The sequence below is a fragment of the Nocardiopsis dassonvillei genome, assembly GCF_964273065.1.
GTDB lineage: Bacteria > Actinomycetota > Actinomycetes > Streptosporangiales > Streptosporangiaceae > Nocardiopsis > Nocardiopsis dassonvillei_B.
The window spans coordinates 812,800-827,666 of sequence record NZ_OZ186815.1 but is presented as its reverse complement, the minus strand read 5'-3'; the positions used below and the strand labels follow the sequence as shown (position 1 = coordinate 827,666).

12 protein-coding genes are annotated in these 14,867 nt (G+C 76.9%); 9 read left to right on the top strand and 3 right to left on the bottom strand.

Annotated features, from left to right (window positions below):
• Positions 1 to 4: 4 nt before the first annotated feature.
• A complete protein-coding gene (locus ACSUPR_RS03990; RefSeq protein ID WP_436889547.1) occupies positions 5 to 742 on the top strand; it encodes a GIDE domain-containing protein in 738 nt (245 codons plus the stop codon).
• A 60-nt stretch (positions 743 to 802) separates the two neighbouring features.
• Here ACSUPR_RS03990 and ACSUPR_RS03985 read toward each other — a convergent pair whose 3' ends face one another.
• On the bottom strand, positions 803 to 1,696 hold the full coding sequence (locus tag ACSUPR_RS03985; RefSeq protein ID WP_436889546.1) for a helix-turn-helix transcriptional regulator: 894 nt from the start codon (positions 1,694 to 1,696) through the stop codon (positions 803 to 805).
• Between the two features lie 129 nt (positions 1,697 to 1,825).
• Between ACSUPR_RS03985 and ACSUPR_RS03980 the strand changes: the two genes are divergently transcribed.
• From ACSUPR_RS03980 to ACSUPR_RS03960, 5 genes are all read left to right on the top strand, one after another.
• A complete protein-coding gene (locus ACSUPR_RS03980; RefSeq protein ID WP_436889545.1) occupies positions 1,826 to 2,848 on the top strand; it encodes a zinc-dependent alcohol dehydrogenase family protein in 1,023 nt (340 codons plus the stop codon).
• 73 nt (positions 2,849 to 2,921) lie between these two features.
• Positions 2,922 to 3,293, top strand: a complete 372-nt coding sequence (locus ACSUPR_RS03975; RefSeq protein WP_436889544.1) for an ArsR/SmtB family transcription factor — start codon at positions 2,922 to 2,924, stop codon at positions 3,291 to 3,293.
• A gap of 3 nt (positions 3,294 to 3,296) precedes the next feature.
• Entirely contained in the window at positions 3,297 to 5,483 is a 2,187-nt protein-coding gene (locus ACSUPR_RS03970; RefSeq protein WP_436889543.1) for a heavy metal translocating P-type ATPase, read from the top strand.
• Between the two features lie 131 nt (positions 5,484 to 5,614).
• Positions 5,615 to 6,829, top strand: a complete 1,215-nt coding sequence (gene lhgO / locus ACSUPR_RS03965; protein WP_436889542.1) for an L-2-hydroxyglutarate oxidase — start codon at positions 5,615 to 5,617, stop codon at positions 6,827 to 6,829.
• 459 nt (positions 6,830 to 7,288) lie between these two features.
• On the top strand, positions 7,289 to 8,290 hold the full coding sequence (locus ACSUPR_RS03960; RefSeq protein ID WP_436889541.1) for a LacI family DNA-binding transcriptional regulator: 1,002 nt from the start codon (positions 7,289 to 7,291) through the stop codon (positions 8,288 to 8,290).
• A 177-nt stretch (positions 8,291 to 8,467) separates the two neighbouring features.
• Here ACSUPR_RS03960 and ACSUPR_RS03955 read toward each other — a convergent pair whose 3' ends face one another.
• Complete coding sequence (locus ACSUPR_RS03955; protein ID WP_436889540.1) at positions 8,468 to 9,346, bottom strand: helix-turn-helix domain-containing GNAT family N-acetyltransferase; 879 nt, start codon at positions 9,344 to 9,346, stop codon at positions 8,468 to 8,470.
• Between the two features lie 93 nt (positions 9,347 to 9,439).
• Here ACSUPR_RS03955 and ACSUPR_RS03950 point away from each other — a divergent pair, with 93 nt between their 5' ends.
• Genes ACSUPR_RS03950 through ACSUPR_RS03940 form a run of 3 tightly spaced genes read left to right on the top strand, consistent with a single transcriptional unit; the run spans position 9,440 to position 13,219 of the window.
• Positions 9,440 to 10,900: an NAD(P)-binding domain-containing protein gene (locus ACSUPR_RS03950; protein WP_436889539.1), complete on the top strand. Its 1,461-nt coding sequence runs from the start codon at positions 9,440 to 9,442 to the stop codon at positions 10,898 to 10,900.
• Positions 10,901 to 10,938: 38 nt separating this feature from the next.
• Positions 10,939 to 12,120: an MFS transporter gene (locus ACSUPR_RS03945; RefSeq protein ID WP_436889538.1), complete on the top strand. Its 1,182-nt coding sequence runs from the start codon at positions 10,939 to 10,941 to the stop codon at positions 12,118 to 12,120.
• Between the two features lie 49 nt (positions 12,121 to 12,169).
• The gene (locus tag ACSUPR_RS03940) at positions 12,170 to 13,219 is read left to right on the top strand and encodes a flavin-containing monooxygenase (RefSeq protein ID WP_436889537.1); all 1,050 of its coding nucleotides are present in this window, start codon (positions 12,170 to 12,172) and stop codon (positions 13,217 to 13,219) included.
• 6 nt (positions 13,220 to 13,225) lie between these two features.
• On the opposite strand, the gene chrA is transcribed toward ACSUPR_RS03940, so the two are convergent.
• Positions 13,226 to 14,443 (bottom strand): chromate efflux transporter, encoded by a 1,218-nt coding sequence (gene chrA / locus ACSUPR_RS03935; RefSeq protein WP_436889536.1) that lies wholly within the window; start codon positions 14,441 to 14,443, stop codon positions 13,226 to 13,228.
• Between the last annotated feature and the right edge of the window lie 424 nt (positions 14,444 to 14,867).

Below are 14,867 nucleotides of genomic sequence, written 5' to 3'. Positions count from 1 at the left end.
AGAAATGGACGACGCGTTCGTCGGAGACGCCCGGACCGCCTTCCAGCTCCTCGCGCTGCTGGCGACGGTGCTCAGCGGGTGCCTGCTCCGGCGTTCCTTCCGGGCGCGGGCCCGGCTCAGGGAACTGCGGAGGGCCGAGAGCCCGCCCCTGCGCGACCTCCCTGACGCGGGCACGCCCGTGCTGGTGAGCGGGACCGCCGGGGCCGGGCCGCTCGGCCTGCTCAGAGCCCCCCACTCCGGGACCGGGTGCGTGTGGTACCGCGCCGAGGTGTGGGAGCACAGGCCCGACCCCGGGAGCCGGTACGAGGGCCTGCGCTCGACCCTGGTCTCGGTGGAGCAGAGCAGCGCCCCCTTCGTGCTCGGCGACCGCACCGGCACCGTCCGGTGCTACCCCCGGAAGGCCGTGGCGGACCGGGTCCCCCTCACCCACGCCTTCTTCGCGGCCGACGCCGACGAGGCCCCCGCCGTGCCCGCCGGAGGGGCGGACCCCGTGCCGCCGCCCATGACGCCGGGCCGCTGCCACCGCGAGTGGGCCATCGTGCCGGGAGCGCACCTGCTGGTCCACGGCACCGTGTACACCTGGGACGGCGCCGCCGTGGTCGCGGACCCGCCCGGGGGGAGCCTCACGCTCTCGACCAGGACCGCGCCGCAGCTGCGCGACGCCTACCGGACCTCGGAGTTCGTCCACTGGGGGGTGTTCCTGGCGTCGTCGACCGTCTTCGTCTGGCTCGTCCTGGCCTGACCCGCCGCCCGTGCGCCCGGCCCGGAGCGGTCGGCGCTGCGCCTCCCGGCCGCCGGCGGATCAGCGCCCGGTGCGCTCCCGCTCTGTCGGGGGAGCGGCGCCGCCCTGTTCGCCCGCCGCCCAGGAGGCGAGCAGCCGCATCCGCTCGGCGGAGGGCGAGCCGGGCTCGGCGGCGTAGACCGTGAGCGACAGACCGGGCTCGGCCTCCATCTCCAGTCCCTCGTAGGCCAGGCTCATCTCCCCGACGACCGGGTGGTGGAAGGTCTTGAAGCCGGTGCCGTGGCTGCGGACGTTGTGCGCCCCCCACCGGCGGCGGAACTCCTCGCTGCGGGTGGACAGCTCGCCGACGAGGTCGTGCAGCTCCTTGTTGTGCGGGTCGCGCCCGGCCTCGGTGCGCAGGATCGCCACGGTCACCTCGGCGAACATCTCCCAGTCGGGGTAGAAGTCGCGGGCCCGACCGTCCAGGAACGTGAACCGGGCGATGTTGGGCGGGGTCCCCGGCATGGCGAAGACGTCCTGGTAGAACGCCCGGGCCAGCGCGTTGGCGGCGAGGATGTCCATGCGCCCGTTGCGGACGAACGCGGGCCCGGCGGTGACGGCGTCCAGCACCCACTGCAGGCTCGGGTGCGGGGACCAGGACCTGGGGTTGCGGCGCCTGCGCGGCCGGGCCACGGGGCCGGCCGCGTGGGCGAGGTCGAACAGGTGCGCGCGCTCGGCGTCGTCCAGGCGCAGGGCCCGGGCCAGGGAGTCGAGGACCTCGGGGGAGGCGCCGCTGATGGATCCGCGCTCCAACCGGGTGTAGTACTCCACGCTCACCCCGGCCAGGGTGGCGACCTCGCTGCGGCGCAGCCCCTCGACCCGCCGGTTCGCTCCTGCGGGCAGGCCGACCTGCCCGGGGGTCACCCGTGCGCGGCGTGTCGTGAGGAACTCCCGGACCTCGGCTCGGTTGTCCATGCCCCCACGGTAGTCCGGGAGCGGGGCGTGAAGGAGTCCCTGCCGGTACCCCCATCGACCGGGACTCCCTCACCGGCGGTGCGCGTGGTGTCATCGACCTGTAGCCGAGAGAACGAGGACGAGGACACCATGCGCGCAGTCGTCATGCACGCCCCCGGGGACGTCCGGGTCGAGAACGTGGCCGACGCGGAGATCGTCGAGCCCACCGACGCGGTCATCCGGGTCACCGCCACCTGCATCTGCGGGTCGGACCTGTGGCCCTACCGCGGCGTCGAGGAGGTGAACGGGCCGACGCGGATGGGCCACGAGTACATCGGCGTGGTCGAGCGGACCGGCTCCGGGGTCCGCGACATCGCGGTGGGCGACTTCGTCGTCGGCTCGTTCGTGGCCTCCGACAACACCTGCGAGATCTGCCGGGCGGGGTTCCAGTCCCGCTGCGTCCACCAGGTCATGATGGGCGCCATCGGCACCCAGGCCGAGTACGCCCGCATCCCGCTGGCCGACGGCACCCTGGTCAGGGTGCCCGGCGAGCCCACCGAGGCGCAGGCACGCGGCCTGCTGGCCGCCTCCGACGTGCTGGGCACCGGCTGGTTCGCCGCCGTGGCCGCGGAGGCCGGCCCGGGTAGGACGGTGGCGGTGGTCGGCGACGGCGCGGTGGGGCTGCTGGGCGTCCTGGCGGCGCGGCGCCTGGGAGCGGAGCGGATCATCGTCATGTCCCGCCACGCCGACCGGCAGGCCCTGGCGAAGCGGTTCGGCGCCACCGACATCGTCGAGGAGCGCGGCGAGGCCGGGGCGGCCAGGGTCAAGGAGCTGACCGGCGGCCACGGCGCCCACTCCACGATCGAGGCGGTGGGCACCCAGGAGTCCATGCTCCAGGCCATCCACTCCACCCGCCCGGGCGGGCACGTCGGCTACGTGGGCGTCTCGCACGGGGTCGAGCTGGACGGCCTGGACCTGTTCTTCTCCACGGTGAGCCTGCTGGGCGGGCCCGCGCCGGTGCGCAGGTTCCTGCCCGAACTGGTCGACCTCGTCATGGGCGGCGAGATCGACCCGGGGGCGGTCTTCGACCTCACCCTGCCGCTCGAGGAGGCCGCCGAGGGCTACCGGGCGATGGACGAGCGCCGCGCTACCAAGGTCCTGCTCACCCCCTGACCCGCGGGCGGGGCCTCCGGTGCTCCGGAGGCCCCCGTTGACCCAACGAACCAACGGACGTTAGTTTGTTGGTATGTCATCCGACTCCTGTGAACTCCTCTGCCTCGACCTGCCCCAGGCCGAGGCGGTCCGCGCCCTCGTACCCGCCGACGAGGACGTCCGGCCCGCCGCCGAGCGGGCCCGCGCCCTGGCCGACCCCACCCGGCTGCGCATCGCCCGCGCCCTCCAGGCCGCCGACGAACTGTGCGTGTGCGACCTGGCCTGGGTGTGCTCCGCCGCCCAGAACCTCGTCTCCCACCACGCCCGGCAGCTGCGCGCCGCCGGGCTGGCCGCCTCCCGGCGCGACGGCAAGCTCGTCATGTACCGCCTCACCGACACCGGCCGCGCGCTGCTGTCCCTGCTGCTGCCCGAGCCCGGCCGCGCGCCCGCCGTGAGCGGGGGCTGAGCAGTGTCCGACCTGTGCTGCGGTGGCGACGGCGCCCCCGAGCCGCCCCGGAGCCGCCCGCTGCCGAACCCGGCCGCCGCCCCGGGGTCTCGCGCGCCGGCTGAGGTCGCCTGCCGCTGCTGCGCGGACGGTGACGCCCGAGGCCGCGACCGTTCGGCCGCTGCCCTGGCCGTGGACGCCGACGACTGCTGCGCAGCCGATGGCCGCGCTCATGGTCCCGTCGAGGCGGCCGCCGGCGGCGACGGGTGCGGCGACCCCACCTGCGGCTCACCTGCCCCGGATCCGGAGCGGGCACCGGGTGCGTGGTGGGACTCGGCCGCCGTGCGCTGGGCCGCGGTCGCCGGCGTGTTCTGGCTGGCCGGGATGCTCACCGAGTGGCTGGCCGGTGTCCCCGCGGCCGCGACCGCGCTGTTCGCCGGCGCCGTAGCCGCGGGCGGGTGGACCTTCGTCCCCGCCACCCTGCGGGCGCTGGCCCGCGGGAAGCTCGGCGTGGGCACCCTGATGACCGTGGCCATGACCGGTGCGGTCCTGCTCGGGGAGGTGGGCGAGGCCGCCATGCTCGCCTTCCTGTTCTCCCTGGCCGAGGCGCTGGAGGACCACGCCGTGTCCCGCACCCGCCGCGGGCTGCGGGCCCTGCTCGACCTCGTCCCGGCCCGGGCGACCGTGCTGCGCGGCGGCCGCGAGGACATCATCGCCCCCGACGGACTGCGGGTGGGCGACCTGCTCCTGGTCCGGCCCGGCGAGCGGGTCGCCACCGACGGAACGGTCCGCTCCGGACGCTCCACCCTGGACACCTCGACCGTCACCGGCGAGTCGGTCCCCGTCGAGGCGGTGCCCGGCACAGCCGTGTTCGCCGGGACGGTCAACGGCGGCGGCGCCCTGGAGGTCGAGGTCACCGCCCACGTGGCCGACAACTCCCTGTCCCGTGTCGTGCACATCGTCGAGCGCGAGCAGGCCCGCAAGGGCGCCGCCCAGCGCCTGGCCGCACGGATCGCCCGCCCCCTGGTGCCGGGCGTCCTCGTCGCCGCGGCGCTGATCGCCGCCGTCGGATCCCTGCTCGGCGACCCCGGGACGTGGATCGAACGCGCCCTGGTGGTGCTGGTGGCCGCCTCCCCCTGCGCCTTCGCCATCTCGGTCCCCGTCACCGTGGTCGCCGCGGTCGGCGCCGCGAGCCGCACGGGCGTCCTGGTCAAGGGCGGGGCCGCCCTGGAGGCGTTCGGAACCGTGCGGGTCGTCGCCCTGGACAAGACCGGCACCCTCACCCGCAACAGGCCGGCCGTGGTGGCCGTCGAGCCCCTCCCCGGGCGCACCCGCGAGGAGGTCCTCGCCGCGGCCGCCGCGCTGGAGGCGCGCAGCGAGCACCCCCTGGCCGCCGCGATCCTGGCCGCCCACCCCGACCCCGTGCCCGCCCGGGACGTGGTGGCGGTGGTCGGCAGCGGCCTGGTCGGCACCGCACCGGACGGAAGGCCCCTGCGGCTGGGCCGCCCCGGCCACATCGACCCGGGGCCGCTGGCCCCCGCCGTGGCCCGCCTCCAGGACCAGGGGGCCACCACCGTCCTGGTCGAGGTCGACGGAGAGGTGGTCGGGGCGGTCGCGATCCGCGACGAGCCGCGCCCGGAGGCCGCCGAGGCGGTCGCCGCCCTGCACCGCATGGGCGTGCGCACCGTGATGCTGACCGGCGACAACGAGCGCACCGCCCGGGCCCTGGCCGCGCGGGCGGGCATCGACGAGGTCCACGCGGACCTGCGCCCCGAGGACAAGGCGGCCCTGGTCGCCGACCTGCGGCGCCGCGGGCCGGTGGCGATGGTCGGCGACGGCGTCAACGACGCCCCCGCCCTGGCCGCCGCCGACACGGGCGTCGCCATGGGCGCGATGGGCGCCGACGTGGCCGTGGAGACCGCCGACGTCGCCCTCATGGGCGAGGACCTGCGGGCACTGCCCCGGGCCCTGGCCCACGCCCGCCGGTCCCGGCGGATCATGCTCCAGAGCCTGCTGCTGTCGGGGGGCATCCTGCTCGTCCTCGTCCCGCTGGCCGCGCTCGGGGTGCTGGGCCTGGCCGCGGTCATCCTCGTCCACGAACTGGCCGAGGTCCTGGTCATCGCCAACGGCGTGCGCGCCGGGCGCACAGCCGCCCGCGACGCCCCGGCGGCGGTCGCCGGAGGCGCCGGGGCCCCGGCGCCCGCCGGCTAGGCGGGCCCGGACGCGCCCGCCGGACCCGGGGGCCGGAGTCCCCGGGCACCTCCGCCCGCGCCAAGATGGTCGCGGTCGACGTCGGGGTTCGAGGGCCGTGGGAGCACAGCGGCCGCAACAGGGGAGGCAGGATGGCCGAGGGGGTCGTGGGCATCGTCGGGGCGGGCATCGTCGGGCTCGCGGTGGGACGTGAGATCGGCCTGCGCCGCCCGGGGACCCGGGTCGTGGTCTTCGAGAAGGAGGACCGGGTCGCCGCCCACCAGACCGGCCACAACTCCGGGGTGGTGCACGCCGGCATCTACTACGAGCCCGGCGGGCTCAAGGCCCGGTTGTGCACGCGCGGCCGCGGCCTGCTGCGCGACTACTGCGCCGACCGGGACCTGCCCTACGAGGAGTGCGGCAAGCTCGTCGTCGCCGTCACCCCGCAGGAGGTGGCCCGGCTGGACGCCCTGCACGCCCGGGCCGGTACCAACGCCGTCCCGGGGCTGCGCCGGATCGGGCCCGGGGAGATCCGCGGGATCGAGCCCCACACCACGGGCCTGGCCGCCCTGCACTCACCGCGCACCGCCATCACCGACTACGCCCGGATCTGCGAGTCCTTCGCCGGGGACATCGCCGCCGCCGGAGGGGAGATCCGGCTCGGTGCGGAGGTCACCGCGGTGCGGCCCGACGGGGAGGGGCTGCGGGTCCTCGCGGGCGGTGAGGACACGCGTGTGGACGAGCTGGTCGTGTGCGCGGGACTGCACGGGGACCGGGTGGCGCGGGCCGCCGGGGACGGGGCCGCCCCGCGGATCGTGCCGTTCCGCGGGGAGTACATGCTGGTGAGCCCGGAGAAGGCGCACCTGGTGCGCGGCCTGGTCTACCCGGTGCCCGACCCCCGCTACCCGTTCCTGGGCGTGCACTTCACCCGCCGGGTCTCCGGGGACGTGGAGGTGGGCCCCAACGCCGTTCTCGCGTTCGCCCGCGAGGGCTACCGGTTCTCCGACGTCAGCCTCTCCGATGTGCGCGAGATCCTCGCCTGGCCCGGTTTCTGGGCCATGGGGTCGCGTCATTGGCGCACCGGGATCACGGAGGTGTACGGGTCCTTGTCCAAGCGCGCCTACATGCGGGCGGCGCGCCGCTACATCCCCGACATCGGGGCGGACGACGTGGTGCGCGGGGGCGCGGGTGTGCGCGCCCAGGCCCTGGACCGCGACGGTTCCCTGGTCGACGACTTCCGGGTGCACCGCTTCGGCCGGGTCACCGCGGTGCGCAACGCGCCCTCGCCCGCGGCCACGTCCTGCATGGCCATAGCCGAGCACATCGTCGACATCGTGCACGGCGGCGACGGCCGCCCGCCCGCCTGACCCCCGCCCGGCACCGGGCAGCCGAGCCGCTCGGCCCCGGTCCCAGGGTCCGGATCGCGGCCGCCGCCCCCGGTCGCGGCCACCTCCACGAACCCGGAACCCCACAGGGCCTCCGGATCGGGCAGACGGGCGAGCGCCGTGGCCGGGCGCCCGGCGGGCCGGGGCGTCCTCCATCAGGGTGGGCGAGCGCAGCGCGTCGGCCGCGGTCCGCCCGGGGCGGCCGTCCGGAACACGTCGTCGAACACCTCCCCCGGGGCAGCGGCCCGGTGTGACCGGCAGCGAGCAGGTGCCCGACGCGGCCACGCCGAACCCGCCCCGGCCGAGGAGGCACCGGCGGTGACGGCTCCACCGGAGCGCGTCCCATGCCCAGCCGCTGCGCGTCCGCGGACCGGAGTTCCGGGCCGGTCGAACGGCAGGCGGTTGCCCAACGCCGCCGCGGCACGGTAGGAATCAGGAGTCATGAGCTCCCCCCGCCGCACCACCATCTACGACGTCGCCCGTGAGGCGGGCGTGGCCGCCTCCACCGTCTCGCGCGCCCTCAACGACCCCCGCCGGGTCAGCCCCGCCACCCGCGAGCACATCCTCGCCGTCGCCGAACGCCTCGGGTACCGGCCCGACCCCCTGGCGACGGCCCTGCAGTCGGGGCACAAGGCGGCGATCGCCATGCTGGTCCCCGACATGGCCGACCCCCACTTCTTCGGCACCATCCGGGGTGCGGAGAAGCGCGCCGGCGAGGCGGGGCTGACCTTCGTCCTCGCCAACACCGAGGAGTCGGCCGACAACGAGCGCAACCAGATCGAGCGCCTGTCCCGGTCCGTCGACGGGTTCGTGCTCGCGGCCGGCCGCATGGGGGAGGAGACCACCCGGGAGCTCGCCCGCGACCACGACCTGGTCCTGGTCGACCGGCAGGTGGACGGGCTGCCCAGTGCCGTGGTGGACAACGGCGCGGGCAGCCGCCGGATCATCGAGCACCTGGCGTCCCTGGGGCACCGGTCCGTTGTCCACCTCTCCGGCCCGCACCGCTCCTGGCCCGCGGCCCAGCGGTGGCGGGCGCTGCGCGCGGCGGCCGAGGCGCACGGGCTGGCCGTGCGGCGGCTGGGCCCGTTCCCGCCCAAGGTCGAGGGCGGCGGGGTGGCCGCCGACGCCGGCCTGGGCGTGGGGGCCACCGCCCTGGTGGCCCACAACGACCTGCTCGCCATAGGGGTGCTCCGGCGCCTGGCCGAACGCGGTGTGCCGGTCCCGGAGCAGGTCAGCGTGGTCGGCTACGACGACATCTTCGGCGCCGACCTGTGCGTCCCCGCGCTGACGACGGTCGCCGGGCTCCAGGAGGAGGCGGGCCGGGCGGCGGTGGAACTCCTCACCCGCAGCGGCTCCCGGTCGCGCTCCCAGCCCGCCCCGCAGCGGGTGGTGCTCGCCTCCCACCTGGTGATCCGCCGGTCCACGGGCCCGGCCGCGCCCTGACCGGGGGCCGCTCCCCGCCGGGAGCGGGCCGCGCGGGGGTGGTCGACCGGCCCGCCGCGGCGCACCTTGGACGCACGGCCATCTCCCCGGGGTGGGGCGCCCTTCTCGGTCCGGCCGCCGGGACCGCAGGCCGGCACGGGGCGGCGGACCCGCGCGCAGCGCTCCGCCCCCGCCGGGTCAGCAGGCCGCGCAGCCGGTGTCCCCGTCGCAGGCGGACGGGTCCCGGCGGCGTTCCAGCAGGACGGTGTCGCGCCAGCGGCCGTGGTGGCGGGCGATGCGCTCGCGCACCCCGACGGTGCGGAACCCCGCCTGGCGGTGCAGGGACAGGGAGGCCCGGTTCTCGGGGAAGACCGAGGTCTGGAGCGTCCACAGGCCGCCGGTGTCGGCCTCGGTGACCTGCCGGTACAGCAGTGCCTTGCCCACGCCCCGGCCGCGTGCGCCCTCGGCGACGTAGACCGAGGTCTCGGCGACCCCGGCGTATGCCTCGCGGGCCGAGACCGGGGCGGCGGTGGCCCAGCCGACCACGGCCCCGTCAAGTTCGGCGACCCAGCGGTGGCCGGGGATCCACTTGTCCTGGAGGTCCCTGACCGGGGGCGCCTCGGTCTCGAAGGTGGCGTCGCCGGTGGCGATGCCCTGGACGTGGATCTCGCGGACCCGCTCCAGGTCGGCATCGGTCATGGGGCGGGTGTCCACGTCGGCGGGCAGGTCGGTGGGGCAGCAGGGGCGGGCTGCGAGCAGGCCCATGACGGCGTCGGCGGCGTGCGGCAGGCCGACGCAGCAGGCGGGGTTGACGGCGACCCTGGTGGAGGTGCCCACCCTGGTGAGGGTCACGAACCCGACGTCGGCGAGTTTGCGCAGGTGGTGGGAGACGGTGGGCTGGCGCACGTCCACCATCTCGGCCAGTTCGCCCACGCTGATCGAACCCGGCCGGGTGGCGATGGCGTGGAGCAGCCGGACGCGCATGGGCTCGGCCAGGCAGGCGAACCAGGCGGCGTAGGTCTCGGCCTCGGGCGCGGGGAGGGCGGGTTCGGCGTGTTCGAGCTGTGCTGGTGCCATGCCCTCATTATCGACCACGATCTATGGTTGCGTCCATCGACGAACATCTATAAAGTCTCGGTTCATAGACACTGATCGATGAAAGGGTGTGTCATGGGCGAGGTGCTTCCCGTCGTGGTGATCGGAGCGGGCCCGGTGGGCCTGGCCGCGGCCGCCGAACTGGTCGGGCGCGACCTGCCGGTCGTGGTGCTGGAGCGCGGCGACCGGGCCGGGGCCGCCGTGTCCGAGTGGGGGCACGTACGCCTCTTCTCGATGTGGCGCGACCTGGTCGACCCGGCCGCGGAGAGGCTGCTCACCGCCACCGGCTGGGTCCGCCCCGCCGACGGCGGATATCCCACGGGCGCCGAGTGGGCCCGCGACTACCTCGCCCCGCTGGCCGCCGCCCTGGGCGGGCGGGTGCGGTTCGGCGCGGAGGTGACCGGGGTGAGCCGTCTGGGCCGGGACCGCGTGGTGGACGCCGGGCGCGCCGGGGCACCGTTCACCGTGCGGGTGCGCACCGCCGCGGGGGAGGAGCGCCTGCTCGCCCGAGCCGTCATCGACGCCTCCGGCACCTGGGCCACGCCCAACCCGGTGGGCGGCGACGGCCTGCCCGCCCTGGGCGAGGCCGAGGCGGCCGAACGGATCTCCCACCGCGTCCCCGACACCGCCGACCCGGCCGTGCGGGCCCGGTACGCAGGACGGACCACGGCCGTCGTCGGCCGGGGGCACTCGGCGCTGACCGCGCTCGTGGCCCTGTCCGCACTCGCCGACGAGGTCCCGGGCACCAGGGTGCTGTGGGTGCTGCGCCGCGGGGCCGTGGGCGACGCCTTCGGCGGAGGGGACGCCGACCGGCTCGCCGCCCGCGGGGCCCTGGGGCTGCGTGCGAAGGCGGCGGTGGAGGCCGGGCACATCGGGGTCGTCACCGGGTTCCGCACCGCCGAGGTGCGCACCGGCGGTGACCGGGTGGTCCTGGTCGACGACGGCGGCCGCACCCTGGAGCCGGTCGACGAGGTGGTCGCCCTGACCGGGTTCCGCCCGGACCTGGCGCCCCTGTCGGAGATCCGCCTGGACCTGGACGCCACGCTCCAGGCCCCCGCCGGGCTGGCCCCGCTCATCGACCCCAACGTGCACTCCTGCGGGACGGTGTACCCGCACGGGGCCGCGGAGCTGTCCCACCCGGAGGAGGGGTTCTTCCTGGCGGGGATGAAGTCCTACGGGCGCGCCCCCACGTTCCTGGCCCTGACCGGCTTCGAGCAGGTCCGCAGTATCGCCGCCCACCTCGCCGGGGACCACGAGTCCGCGGCCCGGGTGGAGCTGACCCTGCCCGAGACCGGGGTGTGCGGCGGCGCCGGGCTGTTCGACGCACCCGACGCGGCCGAGGCCGAGGCGGGCGGCTGCTGCGGCCCCGCCCCCGAGGCGTCACAGGAGCCCCCGGCCGCCGCGACCGGGGGCGGCGGCCTGGCCGTCTCGCCGCTGCGGCTGCTCTCGACCGCTCCGACCGCGTCCGCGGACGGCGGCTGCTGCGGGGGGCCCTCGCGCACGGCGGAGCCGGCCGAGTCGGCCCGGGTGCCGTGACAGCGCGTTCCGACGCGGCCCCCGGCGCGCGTCCGCCCGTGAACGCGGTCGGCGCGCGCCGGGGCCTGTGGGTCCTGTGCGTCACCGTCACCACCTGCTACGGGGTGCTGTTCTACGCCTTCCCCGTTCTGCTCTCCGGTATCGCCGCCGACACCGGGTGGTCTCCTGCCTCGGTGACCGCCTGGTTCTCCGCCTCCCAGGTCGTGGCCGGGCTGGCAGGGATCCCCGTGGGCCGCTGGGTGCGGACCCGGGGACCGCGTCCGGTGATGACGGCGGCGTCCCTGACCGCCGTCCCCGCCGTGGCGGTCATCGCGTCCTCCCGGGACCTGTGGGTCTTCGCCGCGGCCTGGCTGGTGGCGGGGGCCGCGATGGCCGGGCTGTTCTACCCGCCCGCCTTCGCCGCGCTGACCCACTGGTACGGGGCGGGCAAGGTGCCGGCGCTGACCGCGCTGACCCTGGCCGCAGGACTGGCCGCTACCGTCTTCGCCCCCCTGACCGCCCTGTTGGAGGGCCTGTGGGGATGGCGCGGCGCCTACCTGGTCCTCGCGGGCGTTCTCCTGGCCGTGGTGGTGCCCCTGCACGCCTTCGCGCTGCCCCGGGCGTGGGCCCCCGGAGACCGGGAGCGCGGGAGCGGCCCCGGGGGCGTGCGCGCAGTGGCGCGCAGCCGGGCGTTCTGGCTCCTGACCGCGGCCCTGGCCCTGGGATCCTTCGCCGTCCATGCGGTCGTCGTCAACCTGGTCCCCCTTCTGGAGGGGAGGGGGTTCGGCACGGCGGAGGCGGCCTGGGCCCTGGGCGTCGGCGGGGTGGGCCAGGTGCTCGGCCGCCTGGCCTACGCCCCCCTGGAGCGGTGGACCGGTCCGGCCCCGCGCGCCGCGGCCGTCCTCGGCGCCTGCGCGGCGACCACCGCCCTGCTGGCCCTGGTGCCCGGACCGCCGGCCCTGGTCCTGGCCATCGCCGCGCTTGCCGGGATGGCGCGGGGGATCCTCACCCTCCTCCAGGCCACCGCGGTGTCCGACCGGTGGGGGATGGGGCACTACGCCGTCCTCAACGGCATCATGCACACCCCGCTCATGCTCGCCGTCGCCCTGGCGCCCTGGGCCGGAACCGCGCTGGCCGGACCGCTGGGCGGCTACCCGGCGGTGTTCGCGGCGCTGGGAGCGCTGGCCGCCCTCGGCGCGCTGATCAGCCCCGCCACCCGTCCCCGGCGGACCCCCGCCTGACCCCCGGCGCCCCTCCCGCGGGCGCCCCGTCGACGAAGGAGATCCCCTCATGGAAGAAACCCCCCTCGCCGTCATCGGAGCGGGCCAGTCCGGACTGGCCGCGGCGCGGGCCGCGAACCGTGCGGGCGTGCGCCCCCTGCTCCTGGAGGCTTCCGACCGGCCCGGCGGCTCCTGGCCGCACTACTACGACAGCCTGACCCTGTTCTCCCCCGCCCGCTTCTCCGCCCTGCCCGGCCTGCCGCTGCCCGGCGATCCCGACCGCTACCCGCGCCGCGACGAGGTGGTGGCCTACCTGCGCGACTACGCCGCCCGCCTGGACGCCGACCTGCGCTGCGGGCACCGGGTGGAGCGGGTCGAACGCGACGGGGACGCCTTCGCCCTCAGCCTCGCCGACGGCTCACGGGTCCGCTCCCGCGCCCTCGTCTCCGCCACCGGCGGGTTCACCCGCCCCCACCGCCCGGACCTGCCGGGCCTGGCGGACTTCACCGGCACCGTGCTGCACGCCGCCGAGTACCGCTCGCCCGCGCCCTTCGCCGGACAGCGGATCGTGGTGGTCGGCGGCGGCAACTCGGGGGTCCAGATCGCCGCCGAACTCGCCGGGACGGCCCGGGTCAGCCTGGCCACCCGGGCCCCGGTCGCCTGGGCGGAGCAGCGCCCCCTGGGCCGGGACATCCACTGGTGGTTCGTTCGCAGCGGCCTGGACGCCGCGCCCCTGCGCCGGGTCTGGGAGAGGGCCCCGGTCCTGGTCAACGACGACGGCCGGTACCGGGCCGCGTTCGCCACCGGCGACCCGGACCGCCGCGAGATGTTCACCCGCCTGGAGGGCGACAAGGTCACCTGGGCCGACGGCACCGTGGAGAGGGCGGACACCGTCCTGCTCGCCACCGGCTACCGGCCCGCGCTGGACCACCTCGCCCCGACCGGAGCCCTGGACCGCGCAGGGCGCCCGCTCCACCGCGGCGGGGTCTCCACCACCGTCCCCGGGCTGGGGTACGCGGGCCTGGAGTACCAGCGGAGCTTCTCCTCCGCCACCCTGCGCGGTGTCGGCCGCGACGCCCGCCACGTCGTACGGCGGCTGCTGCGCGCGACGCGCCGCTGACGGGGACTACAGCACGAGCAGGCCGACCGCGCTCGCGGCCGCGACCACCGCCCAGGCGGGCACCCGCCACACCGCCAGGGCCACGAACGCGACCGCCGCCACGGCCATCGTCGCGTCGGAGACCACCCCCCGGACGAAGACCGGGTCGTACAGGGCCGCCGCCAGGATCCCCACCACCGCGGCCCCGGCCCCGGCCAGCGCGCGCCGGGCGCGGTCGTGGGCGCGCAGCCGCTCCCAGAACGGCAGTACGCCCACGACCAGCAGCGCCGACGGCAGGAACACCGCCGCCAGGGCGAGGGCCGCCCCCAGCAGGGGGCTGCCCGCCACCGGCATGAGCGCCCCCAGGTAGGCGGCGAAGGTGAACAGCGGCCCCGGCACGGCCTGCGCGGCGCCGTACCCCGCCAGGAACGAGCCCTGGTCCACCGCGCCGCCGGCCACCACCTCGGCCTCCAGCAGCGGAAGGACCACGTGCCCGCCGCCGAAGACCAGTGCCCCGGCCCGGTAGAAGCCGTCCGCCGTGTCCACGGCCGGGCTCTGGGCCAGCGCGGCCAGCAGGGGCAGCCCGGCCAGCAGCGCGGCGAACACCCCCAGGCAGGCCAGGGCGGTGGTGCGCCCCACCGGCGCGCCGGCGCCGTCGGCCGAGCCGGCGGCGGGCGCGTCCGCGGAGAGCCACAGGGCCCCGGCCAGGGCGCCCAGGACGATGGCCGCCACCTGGCTCAGGGCCGTGGGCAGCAGCAGGACCAGGACCAGTGCGGCCACCGCGACGGCGGCCCGGCGGGCGCCCGAGGCGAGTGTCCCGGCCATCCCCACCACGGCGTGGGCGACCACGGCGACCGCCGCCGCCTTCAGGCCCAGCAGCCACCCGGCGTCGGCGTCGGCTCCGATGGCCCGCATCCCCAGGGCGAAGCCCACCAGGAGCACCGCCGAGGGCAGGGTGAACGCCGCCCAGGCCGCGGCCATCCCCGCGTACCCGGCCCGGCGCAGCCCGATGGCCATGCCGACCTGGCTGGAGGCCGGGCCGGGGAGGAACTGGCACAGCGCCACCAGGTCGGCGTAGGCGGCCTCGGTGAGCCAGCCGCGGCGGACCACGAAGGCCTCCCGGAAGTAGCCCAGGTGCGCCACCGGCCCGCCGAACGAGGTCAGTCCCAGCAGCAGGAAGGCGCCGAACACCTCGCCGGCCCTCCCGCGGCCGGTCGCGGGGGCCTGCGGGTCCTGTCCGCTCACGTGTGCGCCCTTCCGGCGTGCGCGGCCCGGGCGGCCGCGGTGGGGGTCATCGCAACAGGGGCCCGCCGTGCGGCGGGGCCCCTCGATCGTAGCGACCCGGACCCGCCGCGGCCCCCGCGGACGGTGGTGGGACGGTGTCCGGGAGATGAACGGGGACTGCGCCCGCCGCCCGCCGCCCGCTGGGCGCCGGGGTGTCCGCCCTGCCGTGCGCGATCCTGTCCGTGCGCGGGCACGCGCCCGGTCCCGGACACGGCGCCTTGTTCCCGGGCCTGCCGCCGGGTCCGCCGGACGGGCTCGCCGAGGACCGCAGGACGGCCTTCGTGCCGGCCCGGATCCAGGGGATGCCCTGCGCGGAGGCGGCCGGGGCCGTCGATGCGCTCCGGGCACGGTGCGCTCCCGGGTGGCGCGCGGCCGCCGGGACCCG

Bases quoted from the DNA above. Each gene is read 5' to 3' on its own strand.
- ACSUPR_RS03940 (WP_436889537.1), top strand. From the start codon at position 12,170: ATGGAAGAAACCCCCCTCGCCGTCATCGGAGCGGGCCAGTCCGGACTG.
- ACSUPR_RS03955 (WP_436889540.1), bottom strand. From the start codon at position 9,346: ATGGCACCAGCACAGCTCGAACACGCCGAACCCGCCCTCCCCGCGCCC.
- ACSUPR_RS03950 (WP_436889539.1), top strand. From the start codon at position 9,440: ATGGGCGAGGTGCTTCCCGTCGTGGTGATCGGAGCGGGCCCGGTGGGC.
- ACSUPR_RS03990 (WP_436889547.1), top strand. From the start codon at position 5: ATGGACGACGCGTTCGTCGGAGACGCCCGGACCGCCTTCCAGCTCCTC.
- ACSUPR_RS03975 (WP_436889544.1), top strand. From the start codon at position 2,922: ATGTCATCCGACTCCTGTGAACTCCTCTGCCTCGACCTGCCCCAGGCC.
- ACSUPR_RS03985 (WP_436889546.1), bottom strand. From the start codon at position 1,696: ATGGACAACCGAGCCGAGGTCCGGGAGTTCCTCACGACACGCCGCGCA.
- lhgO (WP_436889542.1), top strand. From the start codon at position 5,615: ATGGCCGAGGGGGTCGTGGGCATCGTCGGGGCGGGCATCGTCGGGCTC.
- ACSUPR_RS03980 (WP_436889545.1), top strand. From the start codon at position 1,826: ATGCGCGCAGTCGTCATGCACGCCCCCGGGGACGTCCGGGTCGAGAAC.
- ACSUPR_RS03960 (WP_436889541.1), top strand. From the start codon at position 7,289: ATGAGCTCCCCCCGCCGCACCACCATCTACGACGTCGCCCGTGAGGCG.